The sequence below is a fragment of the Vibrio sp. 10N.222.52.C12 genome (assembly GCF_041474215.1).
GTDB lineage: Bacteria > Pseudomonadota > Gammaproteobacteria > Enterobacterales > Vibrionaceae > Vibrio > Vibrio crassostreae_C.
In genome coordinates this window covers 18,542-38,237 of record NZ_JBFRTR010000143.1, presented here as the reverse complement: position 1 = coordinate 38,237, position 19,696 = coordinate 18,542, and the positions used below count along the sequence as shown (strand labels likewise).

The following is a 19,696-nucleotide window of genomic DNA, read 5'->3' as shown; positions in this document are numbered from 1 at the left end:
TATCATTAGTGGTGTTGCATATTGCAAAGCAAATATAGATCAAAAAATATATATTGCAAATATAAATGATATTTGTTCTTATTCGCAATATTGTTATTTTATAAACTAAAACGGAATTAGAAAATGAACATTAGATTGGCCTTGTCCCCTCTCGCTTTGGCTATTGGAGGTGCATTAACCGCAGTGGCTACCGTGTCGAATGTAATGGCTGCAGAAGTAACGGTAGATGAAACCCTACAAGTTATTGGTCATCAGTACGAAGGTTACGCGGAGCACATGCCTCAGTCAGGAACCAAAACGGATGTCGAATGGTTGGATGTACCGCAGGCAGTATCGGTGGTCACAAAGACGGAAATGGAAGACCGCGGTGCTGTACGTTTGGTGGATGCACTTGATGGTGTCGCAGGGGTTAACAATACCTTGGGTGAGGGAAGCCGAGACCAATTTGTGATTCGTGGTTTTGATGCACTCAACGACATGTACCGTGATGGTATGCGTGATGACGGGACTCTGCAATCGTACCGAAGCCTTGCGAATATCGAGCGTGTCGAAGTGGTAAAGGGCCCTGCAGGCGCACTTTACGGCCGAGGTTCAGCCGGCGGTATCATCAACTTGGTCACCAAGCGTGCTAACGGTGATAATTTCACACACGTCAACGGCAGTGTTGGCAGCAATAATCTTTTTGTTGGTCAGGTTGACAGCTCGATGGCGCTTAGTGACAAGGTTAGTGGTCGTATCAACGTGGAAAGTCGACAGTCTGATTCCTATGTAGATCACGTCGACTCTAATGATTTCTTTATCGCACCGACCATTCGTGTATTGCCTGCTGAGGGGCATACCATTGATCTCGATGTAGAATATGCGCACCAAGAGTTGGTGCCATATCGTGGTGTTCCATCTAAAAACGGTAAGCCTGTCGATGTCTCGGAAAGCACATTTTACGGTGGTACGAATGACTATCAAGAGTCGGACAGCATTCGTGTTGGCGTTAATTATGAATGGCTTTTGAACAGTGAATGGGCATGGACAAACCGCGCAGCATACAACCATATCGAGCTTGAGCAAAAGGGTACACGCCAAGGGACGGTAACTGGGAATGAAGTATCTCAGACTGTAAATAACTTCGGTTACGATCCTCGTACCACGACGACTCTTCAATCTGAGCTAGTTTGGGAAACCGATTCGAACCAAATGATGATCGGTGCGGATTATAATCAGATCAATATCGACTTAACGCTCGCAAGTGATAAAACCTTACCTCCAAAAGATATCTACAACCCTGTAGCAGGCCCAACACCTGATCCGGGTTTCAAACCTTTCCGTGATAACACGACAACGACGACAGGTGTATACATTCAAGACGTTTACACCTTTGGTGATCTTTCAGTGATCGGCAATGTGCGTTACGACTCGATGGAGCTGGAACAGCAAAAAGCGGGCTCAGCAAAAGAGAATCTAGACGATGACAAAGTGAGCTACCGCGGTGGTTTGGTCTACCGAATCAACAACGATATGTCAGTGTACGCAAGCTTAGCTCGTTCATGGCAATTGCCTTACTCAGGTATCTACATCAACCCTAAATTAGCAGAATTCTTCCACACCGATCTAAAAGAAATTGGCGCAAAAGCTTACCTATTAGATAACGCTTTGATGCTGAATGCCGCGGTCTTCCAAATCGATCAAGAACAACCTGAAACCAATATAGACGGAGACGTTGTTAACAAGATCGAAGCTCGTCACCAAGGTATTGAATTAGAAGCTCGCGGTCAGTTTACCGAGCAGTGGGACATTTCTGTAGGCTACAGCTATTTAGACGCGGAGAACAAAGAGACAGGCAAAAAGCCAAACGATGTGTCTGATCATTTGTTCTCTCTTTGGAGCACTTATCAGTTAGATGACAACTGGCGTTTAGGTGGTGGCGTGAAATACGTAGGCGACCGTTACGCGGGTAATGATGAAGCGGTAGCTCTGGGTGACTACACCACGGTTGACTTGATGGCAGCGTACACCACGGGTCGTCACAAAGTTCAAGCGAATGCTTACAACGTGCTTAATGAGAAATACATTCTGGGCGCAACCAACGGCACGTCTGGTACTAACCAGATTGGTTACGGAGCACCAGCCGAATTTATGCTCAGCTACGGCTATCAGTTTTAAAAGCTAATTCAGTTCTAAGAGTTCGTTCATTTCTAAGAGCTAGTTCGACTCTAAAAACGATTGATTTGTTCACTACGAGTGAGTGAACAGTTGGCTTCATTTTGAGGCCGTTTAGCCCATAGGATCAAAGCGCTGAATCGTAAACATGGCCTTTGATCCTAACTTGCCTATTTAGGAGATTTTCATGCCTTACCAGAATTTGGATGGTAAACCCTGTACTCAATCACATCAAAAGTTGCGTCTAAGTGCCCTTGCAATGGCCATCGCTTCAGTGACTTCCATGGGCGCATTTGCCGCGTCAGATCCACAAACGACGACCATGGAAACGGTTGTCGTGACGGGCAGCTTGATCGGTAATTCAGAACTTGAGGATGTGAAAGAGTATCCGGGAGCTCGTACTGTTCTGACTAATGAACAAATTAAAAAGACTGGCGCACTCTCGATTGACTCTGCCTTCCAAAGTGTACCGGGCATTAAGGTTCAAGACGAAACGGGCACCGGTGTTTTGCCTAACATCTCAGTGCGTGGTTTGAAAGCGAGTCGCAGTGGGCACGCTCAATTCCTCATGGATGGTGTTCCTCTGACACTGGCGCCGTATGGTCACACAGGACAATCAATTTTCCCTGCAACGCTGTCGATGCTTGATCGTATTGATATTGTGCGAGGCGGTGCGGCGGTTCAGTACGGACCAAACAACGTCGGTGGTGTGATCAACTTGGTGACCAAGCCTATTCCACATGAGTGGCAAACGGAAATCAGTAATCGCTTTACTGTATTCGAGGGTGGCGATACGCCGCTCAACGACTTTTACCTGCGAACGGGTGGTTGGTTAACCGATACGCTGGCACTTCAAGTCGAGGGGAACTTCTTAAAAGGTGAGAGCTTCCGTGAACACTCCGACACGGATGTAAAAAACTTCCAAGCGAAATTGCAATGGTTACTGAGCGATACTCAAGAGTTACAAGCTTTCGTTCAACGTTATGATGCCGACACCCAAATGCCGGGCGCTTTATCGCCAGATGATTACGAAAAAAATCGTACTCAGTCGAAGCGCCCATACGATGAATATCAAGGCACTTCAACGCGTTGGAGCCTGAAGTATTTACATGACTTGAATATTGCAGATAGCGCCGAATTAGAAATACTGACGTTTGGCCACCGTTCTGAGCGTTTCTTCCAATGGGGCTTTAACAGCGCTGGCGGTCACTGGGCGGACCCGGCATTACCATCAACCGATATTCGTACGTCACCACGTGAATTTGCTGTTTATGGTGTTGAACCTAAACTCGCGATGTACTTTGACGGAAATACCGTAACGCAAAATGTGATTGTTGGGGCACGCTACGTCAACGAAGATATCGATTACAAGCTGACTCAAACGCCAATTGCTGGTGGTGCTACAACAACCCCACGTGATTGGCACTTAGATACTGACGCTTTTGCTGGTTACATCAGCAATGAAATCGGCCTGTTCAATGACGTACTGAAAGTCACGCCGGGTATTCGTTACGAATCGATTGATATGACGTTTGATGATCTGGGTACAGCACAAAGCACAGACAACAAAGTGACGGAGTGGTTGCCGGGCTTAACTTTGGCATACCACCTGACAGAGCAATGGGTTGGTTACACTAATGCACAGAAATCTTTGCGTGCACCACAAATTGCTTACATTCGAGGCAAGGGTGAAGAGGGCAGTGAGCTAGCGTGGAACTACGAGTTGGGTGCTCGCTACAACCAAGATTCAACCAGCTTTAACATTGCACTTTACCGCATTGATTTTGAAGATCAGCTGCAATGGCAAAGTGCTACCCAAACTTTCGATAACATTGGTAAAACCCTTCACCAAGGTGTTGAGCTCTCTGGTCGTTATATTCCTCAAGCGATGCAAGCTTTGAGTCTGGGCGCTGGCTATAACTACTTAGATGCAACGTTAGAGGAAGAGGGTGCAAACAAAGGTAATCAACTCCCTTATACGTCTAAACACCAATTTAGCTGGGATGCGACTTACGCCTTTAGCAAGGTAGATACGACTTTGTCTGGTTACTACTTCAGCGAGTCTTACTCTGACAATGCGAATACAAGTGCCGAAGATGCAACGGGCGCGACAGGTAAAGTGCCTGCCTACATGGTCTGGAACTTTAACCTAGGTTCGGATTTGTACAAGGATGAAAACAGTAAGCTGCGAATGAACCTTGCGGTGAACAACTTGTTTGATGAGGACTATTACTTCCGCGGTATTGATACCAGCCCGGTTGGTCGTTATCCAGCACCAGGACGTTCTTACACTTTGGATCTGAATTATCAGTTCTAATACGTAATTTATTGAAAGTAATAACGAATAAAAGTCGCCAATACTCTTGGCGACTTTCACGGTTCTAGCGTTTAAGGAAAATTAAATATGGAAAACAACTCTCGCCTTTTGTTTTCGAATCAATTGATGCTGTCGAACGGACTGCTGTCACTCAATAAGCAGTTTTTATTCAGCAGGATAGCGATAACCTTAGCTTTGTTGGTTTTAAGCTTGTTTTCATTCTCCAGTTCAGCACAAACCAGGGTCATACAAGATGAGCAGGGTCAGTTTGAGATAGCGACTACTCCGCAACGTATTGTGGTGTTGGAGTTCTCATTTGTAGATGCGCTAGCTGCGGTGGGGGTTTCTCCTGTTGGTGTTGCTGATGACAATGATGCTTCGCGAGTGATTCCGGCGGTACGCGAATTGGTTCAACCATGGGAATCAGTTGGCATGCGTTCTCAGCCTAGCCTAGAAGCCATTGCGGTATTAAAGCCTGACCTGATCATTGCAGATGCAGAGCGTCATCGTACTGTCTATCAAGATCTACAACGCATCGCACCAACTCTGCTGCTCAAAAGCCGCGGCGAGACGTATCAAGAGAATTTGGAGTCTGCGCTCAAGATTGGCATCGCTCTCGACAAGCAATCGTCAATGGAACAACGAATTCAACAACATCAACACGCCATGGCTGAATTCAAAAGTCATTTCTCGCTCAAACAAACCGTCCAATTCGCTGTCGTGTCGGATAAAGGTATGTGGTTACATAGCCCTGCATCTTACGCAGGGGGCGTGCTGACCGCATTAGGTATTGCGAGCCCTATTGTGAAACCAACAGAGAAGGCATATTTACCAACCAGTTTTGAGTTGTTGTTGAAAACCAATCCGGATTGGTTGCTCCTTGGCGCTTACTCTCATCCTAATATTGTTGATGATTGGCAGAAAAATCCGTTATTCAATGTACTAACCTCTGCTAAAAATCAGCAAGTTGTAGAAGTGTCACCAGCACTTTGGTCATTGAATCGAGGCATGTTAGCGGCAGAACAAATGGCGAAAAATCTTGAGCAGATCTTGGACCCATCATGAGTACGATGTCGTTCTCTAAAAGTAAGCGATTCTGGCCAATACTGTCGTGGCGAGTCATATTATTTACGGCATTAGTGTCGTGTTTGGCACTGTCTGGTTACGCGGCCTCTATGACTGGGTGGTCTAATTTCTCTTTAACATTGAGTGACTTGATTCACTACTGGTTTGCGTTTGATGAAAGCAACATGACTCATCAAATATTGGCGACGCTAAGAGCGCCAAGAACTTGTGCTGGGCTATTGATTGGTGCGAGTTTGGCCGTCGCTGGGTTATTGATGCAAGGTTTGACGCGCAATCCACTCGCGTCTCCGTCGATTCTTGGCATTAACGCTGGCGCAGCCTGTTTTATGGCGTTAGCTGCAATAGGCATACCTGTGGTTAGTGATTTAAACCCAATCCTTAATGCGGTTCTTGGTGCATTGCTAAGCGGCGGTGCCGTTATGCTCCTCGGTGGTTTTTTCTCCGAACGTTCTCATCCGTTACGTTTGGTTCTCGCGGGTATCGCCATTACTGCGTTATTGCTCGGACTGACACGAGCGGCGCTGATTCTTGCTGACGACATGGCTTATAGCGTCTTGCATTGGCTTACTGGCTCACTGTCTAGTGTGGATGATGAGCAATGGCAACAGCTTTGGCCGCCTGTAGTGATTGGTTTGGTGTTGGCAATGAGTCTTGCCCGCAACCTCAACTTACTGGCACTTGGCGAAGAAGTTGCAGTGGGGTTGGGCAGCAACATCAGGTTTACTCGCCTCGTGAGTGGACTGACGATCGTGTTGCTTGCCGGAGCAAGCGTCGCTATCGCAGGGCCAATTGGCTTTGTTGGATTGTTAGTGCCTCATTTGGTTCGACCTATTGTTGGGCACAATTATCATTTACTGATTCCTATTTCAGCATTGGCAGGCGCAGCATTAGTGTCTTGGTCAGATGCACTGTCGCGAGCGATTGCTTTCCCGACTGAAACACCCGTTGGTGTTATTACTGCTTTGCTCGGAACACCTTGTTTTATTTTGATTGCGACGAGGAGATCTTAATGCACCATCACACTAAGATAATTTTGTTATCAGGGATTCTCATATTAGTGGCATCCGCAGGTTTGTTTGTCGGAGCAGCTTCGCTTTCTGTTTCTCAAGTCATCGAACATTTGGTCGCGTTTTCCAGCGACGACTTTGTTATCCATCAGTATCGGCTACCACGTATGTTGCTCGCGATAAGCGTGGGCGCAGGGTTAGGGCTTTCAGGGGTATTAGTGCAAGGCGTGATACGTAATCCGTTAGCATCGCCTGATCTTATGGGTATTAGCGCCGGGGCAGGCCTTGCTGCGACAGCGAGTTTAGTTTGGTTCCCCAATGCGCCAGTCAGTGTGCTTCCTGTTGTAGCTATGTTCGGTGGGGTATTGGCTGCAGGGCTGATTGCGGTATTGGCATGGTGGTCAAGGCCAACACCCGCCAAATTGGCGCTGATTGGTATTGCGGTGAGTGCGTTTCTGGCCAGTTGTATCGACTTCTTGCTGGTTACCAACCCGATCGAGATCAACACGGCTATGGTGTGGCTTACTGGCAGCCTTTGGGGACGAAACTGGCAGCAAGTCCCGTTTATTTGGAGCGTGCTGCTCTTGTTGTTACCCATGGCATTATGGTTGGCGTGGCGATTAGATGTGATGGGGCTTGGCGAGGAAAGTGCGACCACATTGGGCACTAATCCAAAACAGATTCAAGCTCTCGCGTTATTGGCCGCTGTATTGCTTGCCAGTGTTAGCGTTTCTGTTGCTGGAACGATCAGTTTTGTGGGTTTATTGGCACCTCACTTAGCACGCTTGTTGTTTGGGCATAATCATAAATTGTTAATCCCAGCATCTGCACTGGTGGGGGCAATTCTGGTTACCAGCGCTGATGGGTTGGCCAGAGGTCTACAACCACCTATTGAATTGCCAGCAGGCGTTCTCACGTCTGTGATTGGCGCGCCTTATTTCATCTTTCTTCTCTATCGTTATCGAGGTTGGTAACCATGCTTAAAACGCAGAATCTTTCCGTCGCGTACGGCAAACAAACGATCATACCGAACCTGTCGGTTTCTATCCCTAAGGGAAAAATCACCGCATTGATAGGACCTAACGGGTGCGGTAAATCTACCTTGTTAAAGACGTTAGTCAGAATTAACAAACCAGTGGCTGGAGAGGTGTTGTTTGAAGACAAACCGCTATCAAGCTATGGCGATAAAGCGCTTGCTCGTTCGTTGTCACTTCTTCCGCAAATCTTGGTAAGCCCTGAGGGGATCACGGTAAGAAAGTTGGTCGAATATGGCCGTTCGCCTTATGTGTCTCATTGGGGGAGGCTAGGGCAGGACGATCAAAGGATTGTCGAACAAGCTATGCGTGATACAGGTGTGCTTGAGTTTGCTGATAAGCCTGTTGAGTCACTGTCTGGTGGCCAGCGTCAAAGAGCATGGATTGCGATGGTAATTGCACAAGATACGGACGTAGTGATGTTGGATGAACCGACCACATACCTTGATATGTCTCACCAGGTGGAATTAATGAACCTGATGCAACAGATGAATGCCAAAGGAAAAACGGTGGTTGTTGTGTTGCATGATCTTAACCAAGCCAGTCGTTACTGCGACCATCTAGTGGTTTTGGAAAAAGGGTGTTTAATAGCAGAAGGCTCGCCTGATGAGGTGATGACCGAAACTATGCTCAGTAACGTGTTTGATCTCAAAGCGAGCGTGTTTCGTGACCCTGTTTCAAATACACCAATGTGTGTCGCGATTTAGTTATCTGTTCTGAACAACGAGATCACCAAGGCACAAAGAACAGAACACAGGCAAGGAAGCCACATTAGATTAAGTCGTCTAAACTTAAGGTTTGTATGTAGTCAAAGTAGAACAGTTTGGGCTCTAAAGACGTTCTCGAAATAAATGCAAATTAGTGCTTTACCTCAACTTAACTTGAGGTATTAGGATATGCAACGTTGCTTACGAGAATACTTTAAGGAGAGAAGAATGATCCAACTTGAACATGTAAATTTAGTGGTAAAAGACATCCCAGAAATGCTGGTTTTCTATAAAGCGGCGTTCCCTCATTGGTATGTCCGTGACGAGGGAAAAGGGGAGTGGTCAGGCAAGCCACGTAACTGGCTGCATTTTGGTGACGAGTACCAATACATCGCGTTGAGCGATCACGGTGAAGGTGAAAATAGAGATTTGGCTGGGCATTCTGTTGGCCTCGCGCACTTCGCTTATGTGACCAATAATATCGAAAGCGTAACCAAGCGCCTTGTTGATGCGGGCTTCCCAATTGCCAAACCCGGTGCCGAAGAACCTTATCGTAAAAATGTCTACTTTGTGGATCCGGCCGGTTTTGAAATCGAGTTCGTTGAGTATTTGAGTGACGATCCAAAACTACGTAACGCTACAAGCTAGCCGTAATGCGCCGCTTTATTAAAGTTGGTTAGCTGAATGAAAACGCGCTAGAGCATTTATAGAAAAGGGCATTGTGGAATAATCCGCAATGCCCTTTTGCGATCTATTTAATCGCTGATTGGCTAACTGGTATTCAGCTCTGTTATTTAGTTATCTACTTAGCTCTAAACGGCACCAACAGTTGTTTGCCAAACACATTGATAAGAGCACCCGTCACAATAAGGCTACCACCTAGGTAGGTCCAAACTGATGGAATCTCATTGAACACCCAAACACCTAATAGTGCTGAGAATACGATCTGAACGTATGAATAAGCCGAAGCTTTACCAGCTGCTTGAGTTTGCATTGCTTTGGTCAAACCATATTGGCCGATCTGAGTGAAAATTCCGACCAGAACCAGCATCATGGTTAAGAAAAGGCTAGGCCACACAAAGTCGTTCCAGATCAGGGCGGTCGATATTGGCAGAGCGACCAGTGGGAAGTAGAAGATGATCACTGAGCTGTCTTCCGTTTGGCTAAGCTTTCTTACAATCACATAAGCAATTGAGCTACCAAACGCGCCACATAACGCCAGCATAATACTGAATAGCGGCAACTCGCTGCTCGCGCTGCTGTTCATGCTTGGCTGTACCATTACCGATAATCCCGCTAGGCAGAATACAATGCATATCATGGTCGACTTTTGGACGCGTTCTTTCAGGAACAGTACGCCAAGTAACGGAGTAAATACGGGATGCACGTATTGCAGAATGGTTGCTTCTGCTAACGGAAGAGTGGTTACAGCGTAGTAAACACACATCAGTGCTGCGGTGCCTACCGCGCCACGAACAAATAACAGAGGTTTGTTATTGCCCCAAATAGAAATACGTTTGCGCTTCACATCGATATAACTGATGATCAAAGACACCAAAGCCCTTGCTGCAACAATTTCAAATACAGGTATGCCGTAATTGCTGATGTATTTCACACAAGCTGACATCAGTGCGAATCCAAAAGCAGAAAGGATCATGAACCGAACCCCTACAGGGATCAGTGAAAAAGAGAAAGAAGACATAAAAATATCAATCGGTTGAGGGAACAGGAATCATAACTTAGTTTAGAAGAGCCGACCAAAGTCTTTGTCCTGTTCTATTACACCAAACCATTGATATTGCTGTGCGAGTACTTTCAGCAACTCGATCTCTTTTGTTGTCTCTTCTCTAAGCCATTCAATAAGGTCGTTGATGATAGGCGTGTGACTACGCTGGTGCATGAAGTAAGTCCAAGCACTGTGTTGGATTTTTGCATTTCTAGGGCAGTACAAGAAGCCTCGTTGGAGATCTTGTTGAACTAACAACAGATCCGTGACCGTAACCCCTTCACCGGATAGACAGGCACTGAGCGCCATATCTAAAGACAAGAAGCTGGTATTTCTGACAGGTTTCTTTGGTGGGAATTCAACATCGGCCAGCCACACTTTCCAGTCGTGATGATCTAAGGTTGGATGCAGCCTTGGCAAGGTTAAGATTGAATCAAGGTCGGTGTCTTTGGTGGTTAAACTAGTAGAGCAAACCGGCGCCATGAACTCTTCACGCAAGAAGGTAATGTCAGGTGCCTTGTCATAGCGTTTTTTGAAACGCGTGTGGAAGATCAGTAGATCATACTCACTACTATTAATCGATTCGTCTTCCTCAATCACAGGAACAATGACTATCTCATGATCTTGATAACGCTCGTTTAATTCCCGAACTTTGGAGATCAATACTCGCGTCGCGAAACTCAGAGTCGCTTTGATCACGATACGCTTCTGCTTGGGCTCACTCCAAGAGGCGATAACAGCTTCGATATTACCGTAGCTTTCTCGCAAAGCGACATACAAATCATGACCTTGTACCGTTAATTCTATGGCTCGATGCTTACGAATAACCAGTGATGCGTTTAACTCATCTTCAAGCTGTTTGATCTGTCGGCTGATCGCACTTTGTGTCACATGCAGCTCTTCGGCAGCCAGAGTAAAGCTCATCAGCCTTGCGGCAGCTTCAAAGGCTTTTAAGCCATTATGTGAGGATGGCAAGCTAGGATATGGGGTCATAATTCGTTCGCATGAGTTTATGGAATGTTAGAGTCGCAAATTTATCAATTGAACGCCAGCCCCATCGATCGTATTTTGGGCGAAATTAACTGAGGCGCTCATGAAAAAAATACTCACTCTTGCATTCCCTTTGATCATTTCACAGCTGATCTCTATGGCTTTAGTCCTTACTGATGTTTGGATGATGTCGCGTATCAGTGTGTCAGCCCTTGCGGCTGGTGGCTTAGGTGCCTCAATCTACTTTTTCATCTTCATTATTGCGAGCAGCACCGTGGGTTGTGTCGCGAATTTGATTGCGATCGCTTATGGTCAGCGAGTAGCTCGCCCTGAGTTTGGTAATACTCAAATTAGATTGGCGGTGAAAGGCGCAACCATGTTGGCATTCGTGCTCAGCGTGACCTTAATGGCCAGCTTCTGGTTTGCTCCGTTGGTATTAGAAGCAGCCAAACAGCCACCAGAAGTGATCACTTTAGCCATGGAATATGTCCATGCTTTGAAGTGGGTAATGTTGCCTTCGCTTATCTTGTTGGTACTTCGTGGCTTAACCAGTGCGTTTGGCAACGTGCGCTCCATTCTTGTGATGTCGATTATCACCGTAATTCTGAATGTGCCAGTGAGCTACTTTCTCACCTTCCAATTAGACATGGGCTTAACAGGTTTAGGGCTTGGTACGGCTATCGCGGCATTTATCGTGATGGTTGGATATACGGTTTGGGTATTTAAGCGTGACGAGTTTAAGCAGTTCGCCCCTTGGCTAAATACAGAAGAGTATTCAATCAAGTTGATGAGCCCATTGTTGTTGATGGGTCTACCTATCGGCTTGGCTGCTTTACTTGAGCATGGCTTGATTTACGGTGGCACCTTGATGGCGGGCACGATCAGTATTGCTTCGTTAGCCTTGCACCAAATCTTGCTGCAATGTTTAAGCTTTACTTGGAACTTCAATTTTGGTTTCTCACAAGCTGCGGCGATTTTGGTTGGCCGTGATTTTGGCGCGGGTAACTACGAAGGAATAAAAAGAACCTCGATTCAAAGCTTCATATTGGTGTCGGTGTTGAGTGTGGCGTTGTCGGCCGTGTTCATTATATGGCCTGAGATGATCGCTTCTATCTTCAAGTTAGACGATGGCACGGGTGCTATGACTTCACTACTGGCTTCTGTGATTTGGGTCGTTGCTTTGTGCTTTATTGTTGATGCTTGGCAACTACTGGCGATTAACCTGCTAAGAGGCATGAAGATTGTCTCTATGCCAACCGTGATGACTGCCATCGGTTACTGGGTATTTGGCTTGCCTGCGGCTTGGTATTTGATGCCTAAGTTCGAATTGGCAGGGATTTGGGGCGGAATCGGTGTTGGCTTAGGCGTGACAGGTATTCTGCTGCTTATCCAATTGATGCGTGTCATTCAAAAGAACAACCAATCTCCAGATTTGTCGAATCATGCTTATACGTGATTTGCTTGTGATGCTCGCCTTTACCATGGAACCTTGAACGATAAACGTTGTATTGCTGACCGAGAACTATCAATTACCAACAATGACCTATAAGCCCTAAATTGCGTACTTCGTAATTTAGACCTTGGTCTTACAGAAACCGAGCTAAAAGGTGACTAGAATGATTTGAGTTGCTCACCGTTTTATCAAGGAATACACAAATGGAAGTTGGATTGTTCTGGGCTGAAAAAGGAATGTTAGTGCTTGGCGCACTGTTTGTTTTGACGAGCATGATGCAGTACGGAAGACGCAGTAGCGATTGGAAAGGCGTGATTACGATGTTCTACAAGCGTATCCCAATGAACATCGCCGAATACAAATGGTATCGCCTGGGGATCGCGTTGTTGGTATTTGCTGTGATCATACGTTTCGCATTACTGATTTTATGGCCTTCATATCAGTTCTAGTTCTCTTGCATTAGCTTTGTTGGATAGCTCTCTATCATGGCTACATAAAGCCGTTCAATGAATGAGTCAGTCGAGCCTTAATAAACCCGCTTGTTAAGGCTGCTGTTAAATATAATAGTGCTATTACTCAACAGCAAGGATTGGCTATTACCTTTGTAGCATATTGTTTTTCATGAAGAATAATGCGAAATAATAGCTTACCCACCTGTTTCATCATTCTTACTAATAATCTGCACATAAATCCATTCACCCCGTACCTGATACCATAATGTTCTGTTACACTCGTTCGAATTAGCTTTAATTTGTCAGTGGTGCATTTATGTCGTTCCCAGTTCTTATATGTGATGATTCTGCGTTAGCAAGGAAGCAGATGGCTCGGTCACTGCCTAGTTCTCTAAATGCAGATATAACTTTTGCTGTTCATGGGCTTAATGCACTTGAAGAGCTCGCTAAAAACCAATTCAAACTGATGTTCCTCGACCTAACCATGCCGGAATTAGACGGCTATGGCACATTGGAAGAGATGCAACGTTTAGGTGATACCACGCCTGTTGTCGTTGTTTCTGGTGACATACAACCAAAAGCACAAAAGAAGGTGCTGGATCTTGGCGCCAAAGCATTTTTGCAAAAGCCGATCGATAAAGAAGCGCTAAAAGCCATTTTACGTGAGCATGTCGAGCCGCCAAAGCAGCCTCAGCTCATTACGCCTTCACCTTTAGAATTACCAATACTGCGCCGACGTGACATCTATATGGAAGTCGCGAACGTAGCGATAGGCCGTGCCGCTGATGCACTGGCTCGTCACTTTAATGTGTTTGTTCACCTACCGCTGCCGAACGTTAACATCTTCGAAGTGAGTGAATTGCACATGGCACTTCGTGACCTAGCGGATAACGACCAAGTGTCGGGTGTTTGCCAAGGCTTTAGTGGAGAAGGCATTGCAGGTGAAGCGCTAGTTTTGTTGAGTGATTCCAGTGTGAGCGATCTTAAGAAGCTCATGAAGGTGCCAACAGAAAGCGAGCAGCTAGAAGAATTAGAGTTGTTGATGGATGTATCGAACATCTTAGTCGGCTCTTTCTTGAATGGGTTAGGGGAGCAATCAGAAGTTCGTTTCTTCCAGAGCTCTCCTGTGCTGCTAGGTCAACACATCTCGATTGATTCGGTGATTGAAAATACCAGCGGCTCATTTAAAAAGACCATGACGTTCGAAGTCAGCTACAACATAGACGGCACGTCCATCCGTTGTGATCTTCTATTTATGTTCGTTGATGAGTCTCTTCCTCTTCTAGACAACAAATTGGCCTACCTAATGGAGGAGTTTTAATATGCTGAATCTTCCTGCTGAATTTGAACAGTTCCACTGGATGGTAGACATGGTTCAAAACGTCGATATGGGGCTGGTGGTCATTAACCGTGACTTTCAGGTACAAGTTTGGAATGGCTTCATGACGCACCATAGCGGTAAGCAATCGCATGATGCGATCGGTAAGTCGATCTTTGAGTTATTCCCTGAAATTCCTGAAGAGTGGTTTAGGCTTAAAACAAAACCGGTTTATGACCTAGGCTGCCGTAGCTTCATAACGTGGCAACAAAGGCCTTATCTGTTTAAGTGCCGCAACGTGAGGCCAGTAACTCAGCAAGCCGACTTTATGTATCAGAACGTCACGCTTAACCCGATGCGTTCTCCAACTGGGCAAGTGACATCCTTGTTCTTGTCGATTCAAGATGCGACTGCTGAAGCTCTGATGTCTCAGAAAAAGGCTTGACGTACCTTAAGGTGAAAATTGAATCGCCTTATAAGAGCACTCTGAAAACCAAATAAAAATGGCCAAGGTTAATCCCCTTGGCCATTTTTGTATCTGATCCTGTAGTAATGAGTTCGAACTAAAGAAAGGCGTTCCGTGTTCGTTAACTTTAGTCGAGTTGTTGTTAGGCTCTATCAACAGCGGCTTGTATCCGCTGGGTTCTCATAAATAAGCGCATCTAACCTGCCATATTTTGTGGACTTTACCCCGCTCATCCAAGTTTCGAACGTGCTAATCGATCTTGCCTTTGTACTTTATAAATTTCAGGGCTAATGAAAGAGGGCTGAGATCGGCACTCCAAGCGAAAAAGTCAGAAAAAAATGAAATTATTTAAGAAATAACGCATTTTTTGATTCAAGAAAAGTGTGATTTTTATGTGATTAAAGGGCACTTTTTTCACAAATTTGCCTTATCGAAGATTTTTTCGCCGAATTTGCAAGGGAAACGTTTGCGCAATAAACCGACAGCGTTTGCGTGAATATGTTGTTAAGTTATTAATTACTATGAATTTAGTAGGAAATGACGGGCGGGAAGCTTTTACCAGATATGGAATCTTTGAGAGGATAGCACAAAAAAAAATGAAATATCAGACTTGCTGTTAGTAAATCACAGCCTATAATGCTGAAAACCGGAGCGTCTGCCAACGCTCCGGTTTTTTTGTGTCCGAAACTCAGTAAAGCGTCTGCCAACGCTTACCGAAAACGCACGACACGTAATATGATTACAGGACAAATTATCATGCGTATCGAACAAGAACTTAAGTTAGGTTTCAAAGATGTACTCTTCCGTCCGAAGCGTTCTACCCTTAAAAGCCGTTCTCAAGTTGAATTAACCCGCGATTTTACATTCAAGCATAGCGGTCGTCAATGGTCTGGTACTCCAGTAATTGCAGCGAACATGGATTCGGTAGCAAGCTTTGAAATGGCAGCTGCTCTAGCAGAGCACGGTGTTATGACTGCAGTACACAAGCACTACACAGTAGAGCAGTGGGCTGAGTTCGCAAAAACAGCAGACAAGAAAACGCTGAACAACGTATTTGTTTCAACAGGTACTTCTGAAGCTGAGTTTGAGAAAACTAAGCAAATCATGGCGCTTAGCGACGAATTCGTATTTATCTGTATTGATATCGCTAACGGCTACTCAGAGCACCTAGTTGAGTATGTACAAAAAGTACGTGCTGAATTCCCGACTAAAGTTATCTCTGCTGGTAACGTTGTAACGGGTGACATGGTTGAAGAGCTAATCCTAGCTGGCGCAGACATCGTTAAGGTTGGTATCGGCCCTGGTTCTGTTTGTACTACACGTGTTAAAACAGGCGTAGGTTACCCTCAACTTTCTGCAATCATCGAGTGTGGCGACGCAGCACACGGCCTTGGCGGCATGATCATCGGTGACGGTGGCTGTTCATGTGCGGGTGACGTATCTAAAGCGTTCGGCGGCGGTGCTGACTTCGTAATGCTAGGCGGCATGCTAGCAGGTCACTCTGAGTCAGGCGGCGAAGTTGTAGAGCAAGACGGTAAGCAATTCATGAAGTTCTATGGAATGTCGTCACAGTCGGCTATGGACAAGCACTCAGGTGGTGTTGCTAAGTACCGTGCTGCTGAAGGTAAAACTGTTTTACTTCCGTTCCGTGGCTCTGTTCACAACACAATTTCTGACATCCTTGGTGGTGTACGTTCAACTTGTACATACGTAGGTGCAGCAAAGCTTAAAGAGCTAACTAAGCGTACGACTTTCATCCGTGTACAAGAGCAAGAGAACAACGTATTCGGTAAAGAGTAATCTGAACTGATTCGAATAGTTTGAAAATCAAGAGCCGCTAAAGCGGCTCTTTTTTTACGTGAAATTGATAAAATCAATGTCATTAAACCTGCGCGCTAATAATCTGTCTAATTTTCAGAAGACGCTGGATTTAGAATGTGACTAACAGATTTAATGATCGCAGGAACTATGATGGTTATTAGTACTAACGTGAATAATGATGACTCAAACCAGTGCCAACCTAATATACTTGTAGTATAAAAGTAAGCGCCTAAAGAGAGTGGCAGCGTCAAATTAAACACGATTAAGACGATTAACGCAGCTCCTGCCCATACCATACCAAACTGATTCTCAAGTCCTGAAAAACCTATAGACAGATAGCACGTACCAGATATTGTAACAAGTAAAGCACTAAGGCAGCCTGATCTCATTTTGTTGCCTAGAATATTAACGAAAAAAGCAAAACTATCAGAACGCCTAATTATTTGAATTAGCATTCAAAAATTAATATTACTTTCAAATGCTATTAGTCTTTGTAAAACTCATTTATCGTCTCTTTAGTTGATTGTCACATGATTGTTTTTTCATTTGGTATCTTGAAAATAAGTTTATGCTTTGTAGTCGAAGTTTAATTCATGCCTAACATATGCTTTACAAATTCGCTGCGATCCAGAGTAATTGATTCAGGACTTTTCCCCGGCACGACCGACAGAGACACCATCGGATGTCGGTAAGGGTTCTTACAATAGCTATATCAATAGTATTGATATTTTAACTAGTGTGGTATCAGTTAATAGAAACAATACTATTGATTTTTAGATAGCTCGCCCAGTAATGAGCTTTCGCTCCACATCGTTTACTTCATGCTGAATTATTCGTTGATTGGGAAATTCGAAGGAAACAGTGCTCGTTTCGCTTCTTCATCACGTTCGGTTTTAAACTCAATGCCTTTGCCGATTTCGCGAGCACGCAGTGCAGCAGGGCGAGTGTTGATTGCGTTAAACCAGCGCTTCAAGTTCGGGTAAGGTTCTAAGCCTTCTTCACCAAGCACGACAGGTGCTTTATCAATCCAGCCCCATGCAGCGACATCGACAATCGTGTACTCATTTCCGACGATAAACTCACGACCTTCCATATGCTTCTCTAACACTTCGTAGTGACGTTGTGCTTCACGTAGGTATCGGTTCACAGCGTAGTCTAAGCCTGCTGGTGCAGCATGGCGGAAGTGTACCGATTGGCCTGAATATGGACCAAGGCCACTCGCGATAAACATCATCCAAGAGAGTAGTTCAGCTCTGTCTTCTGGCTGACCGCCAAGCTTGCCTGTTTTCTCTGAGAGATACAGAAGGATAGCGTTAGAGTCGAATACACGTTGTCCTTCATCTTCAATCGCAGGCGTTTTGCCATTTGGATTGATTAAACGATATTCCGGTGAATGCTGCTCACCCTTTAAGGTATCGACAGGAACAAGTTCAAAATCTAGGCCTGTCTCTTCCAAAAACAGAGCGATCTTCATTGGGTTTGGTGTTTGGTGAAAATAGAACTTAAGCATGGGGTAACTCCTTGTATTGGTCATTTATTAAAGCACCACTTGAACGATCGTTCAATGGTTGATTTTGAATTATTTGAAGATCTTCTGACTCGCATTCCAACTCTATGTGTTGAAGACCTCGTTATTTGAGCGAGGGGTAAAATCGCGAGATTCAGTGTGTTGGATTTTAAGTTGTTGAAAAAATGAGCTTAAAGTGGTTTTTTTGATTCGTTGCTTTATGCGGAGTTCGGATTTGTGATGGGTGGTTTTTGGCGGGATAGGGCGTATGAAATCCGCAGTCAGATATTCCAACAAAAACGTTGAGCATTGGTTCAAACCAGAATTATCTGGATGCACAGGCTTATTGGTAAGTTCAAAATCGTGATCTGCTGCCACACCTTATGCAACAAATGAATATAAACGTTAGAGATTAAGGTGTGCTTCACGGTTTTTTAATCTTAGGGACTTACATTGGTGAGCAAATCTGATGTGAACACTTAACGACACAGGATTTTTTCATGAAAAAGAACATTATCGCCCTCGCTCTTGGTGGCATGCTGGCTTTTGGCGCAACACCTTATTCTTTTGCTGCTAACGACGGCGCAGTACAGGCTTCTGCGGATTACGCGCAGTTGGTGACTAAGCGACAAGTTGTCGACCAATTACTTCTTGATGCGTTGCAGGCGTTTAAGTCTCCGGCAAGAATTTCTCACGCGGGCTTTACGGCTAAAATGCCAAGCAACATGGAAATTGTGACTAACCGATTGTTAGAAGCTTACCAACTAGAACCTTACCGTACTGATTTGCTTATCTCGGCAGCGAACGCTCAGATCTACAACAAGAATGCAGAGCGCGCTATTGAGCTGTTTGAGCAAGCGCTGACGGTTGCACCAGACGATGTTGATCTTCATGCTTACCTTGCGGTTTGGCAGCGATTTGAAGGCAATGAAAGTGAATCCAATAAGCACATGGAGAAACTGGAAAGCCTGAACAAAGGTAAAGCAGAAGACATCAAACGCATTTTTGCTACGGTCGACCGCGTGTTAGAAACACCGTTGAAAGAGTCTGCGGATAAAGGCTTGCTTGATCATCATGGCGCGATTGTCACTTTGGGCTATGCGCTTAATCCAGACGGCTCTATGCATCAAATTTTGATTGAGCGTCTTGAGACAACATTGGCGATGGCTAAGGCGAACTCAGATGCGATGATCGTGTTAACGGGTGGCGTGCCCAAGAACCACAAGACTGAAGGTAAGTTAATGGCGGATTGGCTTATCGAGAAAGGGGTAAGCAAAGATCGCATCATCGAAGAGAATTACGCGACCAGCACGGTAGGCAATGCCTTATTCAGTAGCTACGCACTTGCTCGCCATGATATTAAGCACGCGACCATTATTAGCTCGGCAAGCCATGTTCGTCGTGGTCAAACTCTGTTTGAAATCGCTAGCTGGCAAACCGGCCCTCAGGGCATTACTTTTGATACGGTTTCTTACCCAGACAAGCCACTCGCAGATCTTAAGAAGGCGAGTGATGGTGAGCTACTAGGTATCTACCGAGATGCGCTTAGAACCTATGGTATGTGGAGCTACCGCTCTTACCCATTAGAGTCTCGCTAGGCTTAGGGTTACTTCACAGTAGGCAAAGTATAAGTTGCTAGTACAATCGAGCACAGCTAG

16 protein-coding genes are annotated in these 19,696 nt (G+C 45.3%); 13 read left to right on the top strand and 3 right to left on the bottom strand.

Annotated elements, in window-relative coordinates; all coding sequences use genetic code 11:
- The first annotated feature begins 123 nt into the window (after nucleotides 1-123).
- From AB4623_RS21630 to AB4623_RS21600, 7 genes are all read left to right on the top strand, one after another.
- On the top strand, nucleotides 124-2,157 hold the full coding sequence (locus AB4623_RS21630) for a TonB-dependent siderophore receptor (protein WP_017064385.1): 2,034 nt from the start codon (nucleotides 124-126) through the stop codon (nucleotides 2,155-2,157).
- Between the two features lie 184 nt (nucleotides 2,158-2,341).
- On the top strand, nucleotides 2,342-4,471 hold the full coding sequence (locus AB4623_RS21625) for a TonB-dependent receptor family protein (RefSeq protein ID WP_372147354.1): 2,130 nt from the start codon (nucleotides 2,342-2,344) through the stop codon (nucleotides 4,469-4,471).
- A gap of 87 nt (nucleotides 4,472-4,558) precedes the next feature.
- Nucleotides 4,559-5,536 carry a Fe(3+) dicitrate ABC transporter substrate-binding protein gene (locus AB4623_RS21620; protein WP_017064387.1) on the top strand — a complete coding sequence of 326 codons (978 nt, stop codon included), beginning with the start codon at nucleotides 4,559-4,561 and terminating at the stop codon, nucleotides 5,534-5,536.
- Nucleotides 5,533-6,567 carry an iron ABC transporter permease gene (locus tag AB4623_RS21615; RefSeq protein WP_029235209.1) on the top strand — a complete coding sequence of 345 codons (1,035 nt, stop codon included), beginning with the start codon at nucleotides 5,533-5,535 and terminating at the stop codon, nucleotides 6,565-6,567. Before AB4623_RS21620 ends, AB4623_RS21615 begins: the two co-directional genes overlap by 4 nt.
- Entirely contained in the window at nucleotides 6,567-7,538 is a 972-nt protein-coding gene (locus tag AB4623_RS21610; RefSeq protein ID WP_017064389.1) for an iron ABC transporter permease, read from the top strand. The genes AB4623_RS21615 and AB4623_RS21610 overlap by 1 nt, the downstream gene beginning before the upstream one ends.
- A gap of 2 nt (nucleotides 7,539-7,540) precedes the next feature.
- Nucleotides 7,541-8,305 carry a Fe(3+) dicitrate ABC transporter ATP-binding protein FecE gene (gene fecE / locus AB4623_RS21605; protein WP_029235210.1) on the top strand — a complete coding sequence of 255 codons (765 nt, stop codon included), beginning with the start codon at nucleotides 7,541-7,543 and terminating at the stop codon, nucleotides 8,303-8,305.
- 228 nt (nucleotides 8,306-8,533) lie between these two features.
- The gene (locus tag AB4623_RS21600; RefSeq protein WP_004731682.1) at nucleotides 8,534-8,953 is read left to right on the top strand and encodes a VOC family protein; all 420 of its coding nucleotides are present in this window, start codon (nucleotides 8,534-8,536) and stop codon (nucleotides 8,951-8,953) included.
- Nucleotides 8,954-9,107: 154 nt separating this feature from the next.
- Here the strand turns inward: AB4623_RS21600 and AB4623_RS21595 are convergent, their stop codons facing one another.
- On the bottom strand, nucleotides 9,108-10,007 hold the full coding sequence (locus tag AB4623_RS21595; protein WP_372147353.1) for a DMT family transporter: 900 nt from the start codon (nucleotides 10,005-10,007) through the stop codon (nucleotides 9,108-9,110).
- 42 nt (nucleotides 10,008-10,049) lie between these two features.
- Nucleotides 10,050-11,024, bottom strand: coding sequence for a LysR family transcriptional regulator (locus tag AB4623_RS21590; RefSeq protein ID WP_017068435.1), 975 nt, complete (start codon nucleotides 11,022-11,024; stop codon nucleotides 10,050-10,052).
- 100 nt (nucleotides 11,025-11,124) lie between these two features.
- Here AB4623_RS21590 and AB4623_RS21585 point away from each other — a divergent pair, with 100 nt between their 5' ends.
- From AB4623_RS21585 to AB4623_RS21565, 5 genes are all read left to right on the top strand, one after another.
- The gene (locus tag AB4623_RS21585) at nucleotides 11,125-12,477 is read left to right on the top strand and encodes an MATE family efflux transporter (RefSeq protein ID WP_017062432.1); all 1,353 of its coding nucleotides are present in this window, start codon (nucleotides 11,125-11,127) and stop codon (nucleotides 12,475-12,477) included.
- Nucleotides 12,478-12,677: 200 nt separating this feature from the next.
- Nucleotides 12,678-12,923, top strand: coding sequence for a hypothetical protein (locus AB4623_RS21580; protein ID WP_010430578.1), 246 nt, complete (start codon nucleotides 12,678-12,680; stop codon nucleotides 12,921-12,923).
- Nucleotides 12,924-13,242: 319 nt separating this feature from the next.
- Complete coding sequence (locus AB4623_RS21575; protein WP_372147352.1) at nucleotides 13,243-14,247, top strand: response regulator; 1,005 nt, start codon at nucleotides 13,243-13,245, stop codon at nucleotides 14,245-14,247.
- Between the two features lies 1 nt (nucleotide 14,248).
- Nucleotides 14,249-14,689, top strand: coding sequence for a PAS domain-containing protein (locus tag AB4623_RS21570; protein ID WP_017062430.1), 441 nt, complete (start codon nucleotides 14,249-14,251; stop codon nucleotides 14,687-14,689).
- Nucleotides 14,690-15,466: 777 nt separating this feature from the next.
- Entirely contained in the window at nucleotides 15,467-16,510 is a 1,044-nt protein-coding gene (locus AB4623_RS21565; protein ID WP_017062429.1) for a GMP reductase, read from the top strand.
- An 850-nt stretch (nucleotides 16,511-17,360) separates the two neighbouring features.
- On the opposite strand, the gene AB4623_RS21560 is transcribed toward AB4623_RS21565, so the two are convergent.
- Nucleotides 17,361-18,041 carry a glutathione S-transferase family protein gene (locus tag AB4623_RS21560; protein ID WP_017061920.1) on the bottom strand — a complete coding sequence of 227 codons (681 nt, stop codon included), beginning with the start codon at nucleotides 18,039-18,041 and terminating at the stop codon, nucleotides 17,361-17,363.
- Between the two features lie 497 nt (nucleotides 18,042-18,538).
- Between AB4623_RS21560 and AB4623_RS21555 the strand changes: the two genes are divergently transcribed.
- The gene (locus AB4623_RS21555; protein ID WP_017061919.1) at nucleotides 18,539-19,636 is read left to right on the top strand and encodes a YdcF family protein; all 1,098 of its coding nucleotides are present in this window, start codon (nucleotides 18,539-18,541) and stop codon (nucleotides 19,634-19,636) included.
- The last annotated feature ends 60 nt before the right edge of the window (nucleotides 19,637-19,696 follow it).